The sequence below is a fragment of the Thermohalobaculum sp. genome, from assembly GCF_058622915.1.
The window spans coordinates 1-10,054 of record NZ_JBZSYN010000073.1 but is presented as its reverse complement, the minus strand read 5'-3'; the positions used below and the strand labels follow the sequence as shown (position 1 = coordinate 10,054).

Below are 10,054 nucleotides of genomic sequence, written 5' to 3'. Positions count from 1 at the left end.
CCGTTCTGCTCCAGCCAGCCGAAGAAGGCGGCGTCGCCGAGCAGGCCGTATTTCACCACCTCGGCATAGCCCGCGAGGAACTCGCGCCGGGGCAGGGTGTCGAGCACGTCGATGTCGGCGAGCACCAGGCGCGGCTGGTGGAACGCGCCCACCAGGTTCTTGCCCTGCGGCATGTTCACCCCGGTCTTGCCCCCCACCGAGCTGTCCACCTGCGCCAGCAGCGTCGTAGGCACCTGCACAACCCCCACCCCCCGCCTCAGCACAGCCGCTGCGAAGCCGCCGAGATCGCCGATCACCCCGCCGCCCAGAACGAGGACCAGGTCATCGCGCTCGACCTTCAGATCCAGCAGCCGGCCGAGCAGGTGGTCCAGTTGCGCCATCGACTTGGTGGCCTCGCCGGCGGGAAGCACCACGGTTTGCGACCGGATGCCCTCCGCAGCCAGCCCCTCGCGCAGGGCCGCGAGGTGCAGGGCCGCCACGGTCTCGTCGGTGACGATCGCCGCGAAGGGGCGCGCCAGCAGCGGGCCGAGGTGGCGCCCGGCCTCGCCGACCAGTCCCGGCCCGATCAGGATGTCGTAGGGCTGGCCCGCGAGATCGACGCGCACGTTCTGCATCACCCGTCTCTCCTCTCCAGCGTCTGGCCGTGGGCCTCGAGCGCGGCGACGATGCGCCGGGCCATCGCTTCGTGGGTCAGCCCCGCGGCACTGTCGACCTGCACGTCGGCCAGCGCGTAGATGGGATAGCGTTCCTCGATCAGCCGCGCGAGGGTCTCGCGCGGGTCGCCGCGGTTCAGCAAAGGCCTGTGCGTGCGTCCGGTGGTGCGCTGCAGCAGGAGCTCGAGGTCGGCCCTGAGCCACACCGAGACGGCGGTCTTTGCGATCAGCGCGCGCGTCTCGGGGTCCATGAAGGCGCCGCCCCCGGTGGCGAGCACCTGCGCTCCCTCGCCGAGAAGCCGGGCGATCACCCTGCGCTCGCCCTTGCGGAAGTGCTGCTCGCCATAGCGGGCGAAGATCTCGGGCACGGACATGTTGGCCGCCCGTTCGATCTCGGCGTCCGAGTCGCGGAACGGAGCACCCAGCATCTCCGCCAAGCGTCCTCCCACCGACGTCTTTCCTGCACCCATCAAGCCAATCAGCACGACCGGGCGCCTGAGCCGGAAGGCGCAGGCACTCTTGCGATCGGCGGCAGGTTGCGGCATTGCCCTCGTCCCGGCTGACGGTTACCCTGCCGGCCTTACACCACCGGTGCACGACAGAAAAGACGGGCGGGGACCGAGGCATATGCGCAGGCTCTTCAAGTATCTCTTCTGGCTTGTGATTCTCTTGGCCGTCGCGTTCGTTGGCTATGCCTTCTTCGGCGACCTGCCGCCGCCGACGCACAACAAGGAAGTGTCCGTGCCGCTGCCGGCAAACGCCAAGTGAGCGGCACACAGCCGCACTGGATCGACGCGTTCCTCGAGGCGCTCGCGGCCGAGCGGGGGGCGGCGGGGAACACGCTGGCGGCCTATCGGCGCGACCTCTCGGACTTCGCCGGCTGGCTGGGCCGCAACGGATCGGGTTTCGCCTGCGCCCGGCGGGCGGAGGTCGAGGGCTATCTCGGTGCCGCCGAGGAGGCGGGGCTCGCCCCGGCAACCCGGGCGCGGCGGCTCTCGGCGATCCGCCAGCTCTTCCGCTTCGCGTTGTCCGAGGGCTGGCGCGCCGATGACCCGGCGGCGCGGATCTCCGGCCCGCGCCCGGCACGAAGGCTTCCGGGCACGCTGTCGGTCGCCGAGGTCGACCGACTTCTCGCCGCGGCGCGCGACCGGCCGGGCGGGGCGGCGCGGCGCGCGCGGCTGCTCTGCCTGGTCGAGCTGCTCTACGCCACCGGGCTCAGGGTCAGCGAACTGGTCTCGCTGCCGGCAGCCGCCGGGCGCGGCAACCCGCGCATGCTGCTGGTCACCGGCAAGGGCGGGCGCGAGCGCATGGTGCCGCTCTCCGGGCCCGCGCGCGAGGCTCTGGCCACGTGGCTCGGCCTGCGCGACGCCGAGCAGGAGGCCAGGCGCAGGGCGGGGCAGCGGCCCTCGGCCTGGCTGTTTCCCTCGCGCGGGCGGCAGGGGCACCTGACCCGGGTCGCCTTCTACCAGGAGCTCAAGCGGCTGGCGGCGGCGGCCGGACTCGACCCCGCGCGCATCCCGCCGCACAGGCTGCGCCATGCCTTTGCCACGCATCTCTTGGCCAACGGGGCCGATCTGAGGGCGATTCAGCAGCTTCTCGGCCACGCCGACATCTCGACGACCGAGATCTACACGCATGTGCTCGACGAGCGCCTCAAGGCGCTGGTGCTGGAGAAGCACCCGCTGGCCCGGGCGGACCCCGCGCGCTGACGCGGCCTTGCGGCTGCTCCCCGCTTGCCCGCATAACGTCCCGAGCGCACTAAACTTCGAGGATCTGGTGATGGACCCCTCTGTCTGGTGGACCTGTTTTGCGATCATCGCGATGATCGGCCTCTCCGCCTTCTTCTCCGGCAGCGAGACGGCGCTGACCGCGGTCAACCGTGCCACGATTCACCACCTCGCCGGCAAGGGCTCGAAGGGCGCCCGCGTGGCGCTGAACCTCACCGACGACAACGAGCGGCTGATCGGCTCGATCCTGCTCGGCAACAACCTGGCCAACATCCTTGCGGCGAGCCTGGCGACATCGCTGTTCACCGAGGCCTTCGGCAGCGCCGGAGTCGCCTGGGCGACCCTGGTGATGACGGCGGTGGTCCTGATCTTCGCCGAGGTGGCGCCGAAGACCTACGCGATCACCGCCCCCACCGAAGCGGCGGTCCGCGTCGCGCCGGCGATCAGGGTGATCGTGCACCTGTTCTCGCCGTTCGTTGCGGCGGTTCGCATCCTGGTGCGCACCGGGCTTTCCATCGTCGGCGTGAAGACCGACCCGCACGCCCATGTGCTCGCGCCGCTCGAGCAGCTGCGCGGCACGATTTCCTACCACCACTTCGAGGGCGGCGTGGACAAGTACGAGCGCGACCGGCTTCTGGCCGCGCTCGATCTGCGCGAGCGCGATATCTCCGAGGTCATGCGCCACCGCCGCGACATCGCCTCGATATCGGCCGATGCGCCCGCCGAGGAGGTGATCGACTTTTGCCTCGCCTCGCCCTACACGCGCGTGCCGCTATGGCGCGGCGAGCCGGAGAACGTGGTCGGGGTGCTGCACGCCAAGGACCTGCTGCGGGCCGAGCACCAGCTGCTCAGCGGCGGCAGCACCGAGCCGGGCAATCCGCTCGCGCTCGACGTGATGTCGGTGGCGATGAAGCCCTGGTTCGTGCCCGAGACGCGCTCGCTCGACGGCCAGCTCCGCGCCTTCCTCAAGCGGCGCCAGCACTTCGCGCTGGTGGTCGACGAGTACGGCTCGCTGCAGGGGCTGGTGACGCTCGAGGACATCCTCGAGGAGATCGTCGGCGAGATCACCGACGAGCACGACGTCGAGGCCGTCGGCATCGTGCGCGAGACCGACGGCTCGGTGGTGGTGCCGGGCTCGATGACCATCCGCGACGTCAACCGCGCCTGCGACTGGAGCCTGCCCGACGAGGAGGCCACCACCGTCGCCGGCCTGATGATCCACGAGGCCCAGACCATCCCCACCGAGGGCCAGGTCTTCGTCTTCCACGGCGTGCGCTTCGAGGTGCTCGAGCGTCGGCGCAACCAGGTGACCAAGCTCAGGCTGAAGCAGCTCAAGAGGGCGGCGCAATGAAGGCGGTGTGGTACGAGAGCTTCGGTGCGGCGGACGCGGTGCTGATGCACGGGGATCTTCCGGCCCCCGAACCCGGCCCGGGCGAGGTGCTGGTGCGGCTGCATGCCTCGGGCGTGAACCCCTCGGACGTGAAGCTGCGCGCCGGGGCGCGGGCCGGCGCGCGGATGGAGTGGCCGCAGATCGTGCCGCATTCCGACGGCGCCGGCGTGATCGAGGCGGCCGGGCCGGGCGCGGACCGGGGCCGCATCGGCCAGCGGGTCTGGGTCTGGAACGGCCAGTGGCGCCGCCCGCACGGCACGGCGGCCGAATTCATCGCGGTGCCCGAAGCGCAGGCGGTCTTCCTGCCCGGCAACGTCTCGTTTGCCGAGGGGGCGTGCCTGGGCATCCCGGCGATGACCGCCTGGGCGGCGGTCATGGGCGACGGGCCCGTCGAGGGGCAGACCGTGCTGGTCACCGGCGGCGCCGGCTCGGTCGGGTGTTACGCCGTGCAGATGGCCCGGATCGGCGGGGCGGAGGTCATCGCCACCGTCTCGGGCCCCGGCAAGGCCGCCCATGCCGGCGCGGCGCACCACGTCGTCAATTACCGCGAGGAGGAGGTGGCCGCGCGGATCATGGAGATCACCGGCGGCCGCGGCGTGGACCGCATCGTCGAGGTCGATTTCGGCGCCAACCTGGCCGTCACCGAGAAGGTGATCGCCGAGCGCGGCACCATCGCGGCCTATGCCAGCGCACGCGAGATGACCCCGGCCCTGCCGTTCTACTCATTGATGTTCCGCAACACCCGGCTGTGGATGCTGATCGTCTATCTGCTGGATCCCGCCATGCGCCGGCGCGGCGAGGCCGAGTTGACCACCTGGCTCGAGCAGGGGGCGCTTAGCCACGCCGTGGCGATGAAATTTCCCTTGGCCGAGACGGCGGCCGCGCACCGGGCGGTCGAGGCCGGCGAGAAGCTGGGCACCGTGGTGGTGGAGATCTGAGGCGACCTCCCGACAATCGGGTCGGGCCCCGGACTTGGTCCGGCGCGCCGCGGACGGGCCGGCCCGGGAGAGGTCCCGGGTCAAGGCCCGGGACGCGTTGCGGGCGCGGGCGCTCAGATCAGCGTGTTCACGACCTCGGCCGGGCGGCAGATCTTGGCGCCCTTCTCGGTCACGACCACGGGGCGTTGCATCAGGATCGGGTGCTCGGCGATGCTGTCGATCAGTGCCTTGTCGCTCAGCTTCGGGTTGTCGAGCCCCAGCTCCTCATAGGGCGTGCCTTGCCGGCGCAGCAGGTCGCGCGCGCCCAGGCCCAGCCGGCGGAGCAGGCGGGCGAGCTCGGCCCGGTCCGGTGGGTGGGCGACATAGTCGATCACGGTGGGCTCCACACCGCGCTCGTGCAGGATTTCCAGCACCTTGCGCGAGGTGCCGCATCTGGGGTTGTGGTAAATGGTGGCGCGCATCGCTCAGCTCCCCTCGACCAGCACGATGGTGGCAGTTCCCGCCTCGGCCCTGAAGCGGCGGGCGGCCTGATAGTCGTCGCTGTGATAGCAGTCAAGCGCCGCCTGGAGGCTGGGAAACTCGATCACCACGTGGCGCTCGCGGCCGAGCGCGCCCTCGACCTCCTGGTTCTGTCCGCCGCGGGCGAGGAAGCGGGCGCCGTGCTTCTCGAAGGCGGTGCGGGCGCCCTCGACATATTTCTTGTACTCCTCCGGATCGGTGACATGGACGTGGGCGATCCAGTATCCCTTGGGCATTTTTTGCCTCCCTCGCAACGCTTTGCGTCGTTTCGTTAAAACAGCGAGCCTTGCGTTCCCTGGCCTCCTCCTCCGCGCCGGCCCTTCTTGACCGGAGCTGGCGCACCCTCGGCCGTGGCTCGGGCGTGGCCATCCGCGAACTCGAGGTCGAGTACGGCGCCGGGCCTGACCCGCGCGGCGCCGGTCAAGACCGGACCGCCGCTCTCGCGCACGATGGCGAAGCCGCGCCTGAGCGCCTGCTTGTAGTGTAGCGAGCCGAACAGGCGGCCGAGCGCCTGCAGCTGTTCCACCTGGCTGCGGACCAGCCGCTTGACGGCGGGAAGCAGGCGCTGGGCGCGGTCCTCGACCCGGTCGCGCAGCCGCTCAGTGCGAGCCTTGAGCAGCCGCGGGTGCAGCCGTCCGGCCTGCCGCGACAGGTCGAGCCGCGCCGCGTGGGCGCGCCGCGCCAGCCCTTGCGGCAGCCGGTGGGCGAGGAAGGCAAGCCGGTCGCGCCGGGCCTGCGTGAGGTCGGCCGGACGCGGCAGCCGCGCCACCGCGATGTCCAGCCGCTGGCGGCGCTCGGCGATCAGCTGAGCGGGCTGGGGCAGGGCGCGGCCGACATAGCTCAGCCGCTCGCGACGCCCTTCGAGGAAGCGGCCGAGCGCCTGCAGCCCGCGGGCTGCGAGGTCGCTCACCGCTGCCACCAGCTCCGCCCGCACCGGCACGGCGATCTCGGCGGCCGCCGTCGGCGTCGGCGCGCGGCGGTCGGCGGCGAGGTCGATCAGCGTGGTGTCGGTTTCGTGCCCGACGGCCGAGATCAGCGGGATGGTGCTCTCGGCGGCGGCACGCACCACGCGCTCGTCGTTGAACCCCCAGAGATCCTCGAGCGAGCCGCCCCCGCGCGCCACGATCAGCACGTCTGGGCGCGGCACCGGCCCTTCGGCCTCGAGCGCCGAGAAGCCGCGGATCGCCGCTGCCACCTGTGGCGCGCAGGCCTCGCCCTGCACGGCCACGGGCCAGACCAGGACTCGGACCGGGAACCGCTCGGCCAGCCGGTGCAGGATGTCGCGGATCACCGCGCCGGTGGGCGAGGTGACCACGCCGATCACGCGCGGCAGGTAGGGCAGGGGTTGCTTGCGCGCCTCCTCGAACAGCCCCTCGGCGGCGAGCGCCTGCTTCAGCCGCTCCAGCTTGGCCAGAAGCGCCCCCTCGCCGGCATAGGCGAGGCGCTCGATGACCAGTTGGTATTTGGACTGCCCGGCGAAGGTGGTCAGCCGACCCTCGGCGATCATCTCGTCGCCCTCCTCGGGCTGGATGTCCAGCCGCCCTGCCGCGCCCTTCCAGATCACGGCGGCGAGCACCGCGTTCGCGTCCTTCAGGTCCAGATAGACATGGCCCGAGCGGGGCCGCGAGACGCGGCCGATCTCGCCGCGCACCCGCACATAGGCGAACTCGCCCTCGATCAGGCGCTTGACCGCCTGCGAGATCTGCGAGACCGAGAACTCGGGAACGTTGACCCCTTCCGGTGCATCGTCGATAAGGTCGGACGGCATGGCGATCCGCAGATGTTGTGGCATCGGGCCGTGACTGAACAGCGGCCCAGAGTGGCGCAATGGACCTGATCCCCGCAACCCTTCTCGGTGTCGTTTTCGCCGCGGCGGCGGTCGTCATCATCTGGCGCCAGCGCCGGCTGAAGCGGCGGCTCGAGGGACTGCGCGACGAGATGGCCGCGGTTAACCGCGACCGCTTCGCGCTCGAGGTGGCGCTCGAGCGGCAGGTGGCCCGGGCCGCGGCGGACGGACAGGGGCAGCGCATGGACATCCTCATCCTCGGTGGCGGCGGCCGCGAGCATGCCCTGGCCTGGGCGGTGGCCAAAAGCCCACTGGCCGGCCATCTCTATGCCGCGCCCGGCAATGCCGGCATCGCGCAACTGGCGCAATGCGTGGCGCTCGATCCGGGCGACGGCGCCGCCGTCGTCGGCTTCTGCCGCGAGCACGGCATCGGCTTTGTCATCGTCGGCCCGGAGGCGCCGCTCGCGGCGGGCGTCGTCGACGCGCTGGACGCCGCGGACATCCCCGCCTTCGGCCCCGGCCGCGAGGCGGCGCGGCTCGAGGCCTCGAAGGCGTTCGCCAAGGAGGTCGCTGACGCCTGCGGCGCACCCACCGCCGCCTGGGCGCGCTTCTCCGACGCCGAGGCGGCAAAGGCGCATCTGCGCCGGGCGGGCGCGCCCATCGTGGTCAAGGCCGACGGCCTGGCCGCCGGCAAGGGCGTCGTGGTCGCGCAAAGCGTGGCCGAGGCCGAGGCCGCGGTCGACGACATGCTGGGGGGCGCCTTCGGCGCGGCCGGCGCCTCGGTGGTGATCGAAGCGTTCATGGAGGGCGAGGAGGCCAGCTTCTTCGCCCTGACGGACGGAGAGACGGTGCTGCCGCTGGTCTCGGCCCAGGACCACAAGCGCGCCCGTGATGGCGACGAGGGGCCGAACACCGGCGGCATGGGCGCCTACTCGCCCGCCCCCGTGATGACGCCCGAAATCGAGCGCCGCGCGCTCGAGGAAATCGTGCGCCCCGTGATTCGCGAGATGGCGAGGCGCGGCACGCCCTATCGCGGCGTGCTCTATGCCGGGCTGATGATCGGTGAGGACGGGCCGCGCCTGGTCGAGTTCAACGTGCGCTTCGGCGATCCCGAATGCCAGGTGCTGATGCTCAGGCTGGGCTCGGACTTTCTGCCGGCGCTGCTCGCCTGCGCCCGGGGCCGGCTGTCCGAGGTCTCGCTCGACTGGAGGCCGGAGGCCGCGATCACCGTGGTCATGGCCGCGAACGGCTATCCGGGCGGCTATGAAAATGGCACCCAGATCAATGGTCTGGAAGACGCTTCTAACGTCGAGGGGGTCACCGTCTTTCACGCCGGCACGCGCGCTGAAGCGGGGCGCATCCTGGCCAATGGCGGCCGTGTGCTGAACGTCTCGGCCACCGGCCGGGATCTTGCCGAGGCGCAGGCCCGCGCCTACCGCGCCATCGACCGCATCGACTGGCCCGGGGGCTTTTGCCGGCGCGACATCGGCTGGCGGGCGCTGGCCCGGGTCGCGCCCTGATCACGGCGGCATTTCGTCCACTTCCCGGCCGGCCGATTCGCCGCTAGAGATGCGCCCGAGCGCGGGGCGATGGCGTCGCCCCGGCCGGTCCTCCGGCCAGCTCGCGGGCCGGTGCCCGCCCCGTCCTGCACGCCGGGATTGCTGTCCCGGCGGGGGCGCGGTCCTCCTCCGGGAACGGATGGAGGTCCCGATGTCCGCGACCGATCGCCCCGAGCACTTCACCTTCCACAACGGCGCCAAGGCCCCGCTGCCCTTCTCGCGCGCCGAGTACGACCGCCGTCTCGCCGGCCTGCGCCGGATCATGGCCGAGGCCGGGGTCGAGGCCGCGATCCTCACCTCGATGCACAATGTCGCCTACCACTCCGGCTTCCTCTACTGCGCCTTCGGCCGCCCCTTCGCCTGCGTCGTCACGCCGGCGCGCTGCATCACCGTCTCGGCCAACATCGACGGCGGCCAGCCCTGGCGGCGCTCGGTGGACGAGAACCTCGTCTACACTGACTGGAAGCGCGACAACTTCTGGCGCGCGGTGCGCGAGATCGTCGGACCGGTGCGCAGCGTCGGCATCGAGGGCGACCACCTGACGCTGCAGCAGGCGGCGAAGCTGGCCGACTTCCTCGGCGCCCCGCGCACGGTCGACATCGCGCCGGCAGCGATGGCCGCGCGCATGGTCAAGTCAACCGAGGAGATCGCCCTGATCCGCGAGGGCGCGCGCGTCGCCGATCTCGGGGGCTACGCGATCCGCGCCGCCATACGCGAAGGCGCCAGCGAGATCGAGATCGCGCAGGCCGGGCGCGATGCCATGGAGACCGAGATCGCGCGCGCCTTCCCCGACTCCGAGCTGCGCGACACCTGGGTATGGTTTCAGTCCGGGCTCAACACCGACGGGGCCCACAACCCGGTCACGGCGCGCAGGGTCGGGCAGGGCGACATCCTCAGCCTCAACTGCTTTCCGATGATCTCGGGCTACTACACGGCGCTCGAGCGCACGCTGTTCCTCGGCGCGCCGGATGCGGCCTCGCTGGCGGTCTGGGAGGCCAATGTCGCCGCCCACGAGCTCGGCCTCTCGCTGATCCGGCCCGGGGCGCGGTGCTCGGAGATCTGCGCCGGGATCAACGCCTTCCTCGCCGAGCGCGACCTGCTGCAGTACCGCACCTTCGGCTACGGCCACTCCTTCGGCATCCTGTGCCACTACTATGGCCGCGAGGCCGGGCTGGAGCTGCGCGAGGACATCGACACCGTGCTCGCGCCCGGCATGGTGGTCTCGATGGAGCCGATGCTGATGATCCCGCAGGGCCGGCCCGGCGCCGGCGGCTACCGCGAGCACGACATCCTGGTGGTGACGGATGAGGGCGCCGAGAACATCACCGGCTTTCCCTACGGCCCCGCGCACAATATCGTCGGGGACTGAGCTGGGGTCGACCGGCGCCCGCCCTCGGCGAGCGCCGGTGGTGTCGCGGCCCGGGTCGGTGCGTTGCGCGGAGGGGAGGGGACGATATGCGGAAGCTCATTGCCGGGGGCCTG

General features: G+C 71.6%; 11 protein-coding genes. 6 read left to right on the top strand and 5 right to left on the bottom strand.

Translation table 11 applies throughout. The annotated features are described in order from the left end of the window. Both AC32QD_RS06045 and AC32QD_RS06040 read right to left on the bottom strand, forming a co-directional pair. A partial coding sequence (locus AC32QD_RS06045) for a 3-dehydroquinate synthase family protein (protein WP_492009583.1) occupies positions 1-617 on the bottom strand: 617 nt, incomplete at its 3' end. Beyond that, the gene (locus AC32QD_RS06040; protein WP_492009582.1) at positions 614-1,198 is read right to left on the bottom strand and encodes a shikimate kinase; all 585 of its coding nucleotides are present in this window, start codon (positions 1,196-1,198) and stop codon (positions 614-616) included. The genes AC32QD_RS06040 and AC32QD_RS06045, both read right to left, overlap by 4 nt. Positions 1,199-1,280: 82 nt before the next feature. Here AC32QD_RS06040 and AC32QD_RS06035 point away from each other — a divergent pair, with 82 nt between their 5' ends. From AC32QD_RS06035 to AC32QD_RS06020, 4 genes are all read left to right on the top strand, one after another. Then, positions 1,281-1,421, top strand: coding sequence for a hypothetical protein (locus AC32QD_RS06035; RefSeq protein ID WP_492009581.1), 141 nt, complete (start codon positions 1,281-1,283; stop codon positions 1,419-1,421). After that, the gene (locus tag AC32QD_RS06030; RefSeq protein WP_492009580.1) at positions 1,418-2,362 is read left to right on the top strand and encodes a site-specific tyrosine recombinase XerD; all 945 of its coding nucleotides are present in this window, start codon (positions 1,418-1,420) and stop codon (positions 2,360-2,362) included. The genes AC32QD_RS06035 and AC32QD_RS06030 overlap by 4 nt, the downstream gene beginning before the upstream one ends. A 70-nt stretch (positions 2,363-2,432) precedes the next feature. Further along, the gene (locus AC32QD_RS06025) at positions 2,433-3,731 is read left to right on the top strand and encodes an HlyC/CorC family transporter (protein ID WP_492009579.1); all 1,299 of its coding nucleotides are present in this window, start codon (positions 2,433-2,435) and stop codon (positions 3,729-3,731) included. Then, positions 3,728-4,708 carry an NADPH:quinone reductase gene (locus tag AC32QD_RS06020; RefSeq protein ID WP_492009578.1) on the top strand — a complete coding sequence of 327 codons (981 nt, stop codon included), beginning with the start codon at positions 3,728-3,730 and terminating at the stop codon, positions 4,706-4,708. The genes AC32QD_RS06025 and AC32QD_RS06020 overlap by 4 nt, the downstream gene beginning before the upstream one ends. A gap of 113 nt (positions 4,709-4,821) precedes the next feature. On the opposite strand, the gene arsC is transcribed toward AC32QD_RS06020, so the two are convergent. Genes arsC through xseA form a run of 3 tightly spaced genes read right to left on the bottom strand, consistent with a single transcriptional unit; the run spans position 4,822 to position 7,019 of the window. Continuing rightward, complete coding sequence (gene arsC / locus AC32QD_RS06015) at positions 4,822-5,169, bottom strand: arsenate reductase (glutaredoxin) (protein WP_492009577.1); 348 nt, start codon at positions 5,167-5,169, stop codon at positions 4,822-4,824. A gap of 3 nt (positions 5,170-5,172) precedes the next feature. Further along, positions 5,173-5,463, bottom strand: a complete 291-nt coding sequence (locus AC32QD_RS06010) for a DUF1330 domain-containing protein (RefSeq protein ID WP_492009576.1) — start codon at positions 5,461-5,463, stop codon at positions 5,173-5,175. A 35-nt stretch (positions 5,464-5,498) separates the two neighbouring features. Continuing rightward, the gene (gene xseA, locus AC32QD_RS06005; protein ID WP_492009575.1) at positions 5,499-7,019 is read right to left on the bottom strand and encodes an exodeoxyribonuclease VII large subunit; all 1,521 of its coding nucleotides are present in this window, start codon (positions 7,017-7,019) and stop codon (positions 5,499-5,501) included. A 236-nt stretch (positions 7,020-7,255) separates the two neighbouring features. Between xseA and purD the strand changes: the two genes are divergently transcribed. Continuing rightward, entirely contained in the window at positions 7,256-8,533 is a 1,278-nt protein-coding gene (gene purD / locus AC32QD_RS06000) for a phosphoribosylamine--glycine ligase (RefSeq protein WP_492009584.1), read from the top strand. A 190-nt stretch (positions 8,534-8,723) separates the two neighbouring features. Next, positions 8,724-9,941, top strand: coding sequence for an aminopeptidase P family protein (locus AC32QD_RS05995; RefSeq protein ID WP_492009574.1), 1,218 nt, complete (start codon positions 8,724-8,726; stop codon positions 9,939-9,941). Positions 9,942-10,054: the final 113 nt, after the last annotated feature.

Coding starts and splice junctions, on each gene's coding strand:
- AC32QD_RS06040 (WP_492009582.1), bottom strand. CDS start 1,198: ATGCCGCAACCTGCCGCCGATCGCAAGAGTGCCTGCGCCTTCCGGCTC.
- AC32QD_RS05995 (WP_492009574.1), top strand. CDS start 8,724: ATGTCCGCGACCGATCGCCCCGAGCACTTCACCTTCCACAACGGCGCC.
- purD (WP_492009584.1), top strand. CDS start 7,256: ATGGACATCCTCATCCTCGGTGGCGGCGGCCGCGAGCATGCCCTGGCC.
- arsC (WP_492009577.1), bottom strand. CDS start 5,169: ATGCGCGCCACCATTTACCACAACCCCAGATGCGGCACCTCGCGCAAG.
- AC32QD_RS06025 (WP_492009579.1), top strand. CDS start 2,433: ATGGACCCCTCTGTCTGGTGGACCTGTTTTGCGATCATCGCGATGATC.
- AC32QD_RS06010 (WP_492009576.1), bottom strand. CDS start 5,463: ATGCCCAAGGGATACTGGATCGCCCACGTCCATGTCACCGATCCGGAG.
- AC32QD_RS06020 (WP_492009578.1), top strand. CDS start 3,728: ATGAAGGCGGTGTGGTACGAGAGCTTCGGTGCGGCGGACGCGGTGCTG.
- AC32QD_RS06035 (WP_492009581.1), top strand. CDS start 1,281: ATGCGCAGGCTCTTCAAGTATCTCTTCTGGCTTGTGATTCTCTTGGCC.
- xseA (WP_492009575.1), bottom strand. CDS start 7,019: ATGCCACAACATCTGCGGATCGCCATGCCGTCCGACCTTATCGACGAT.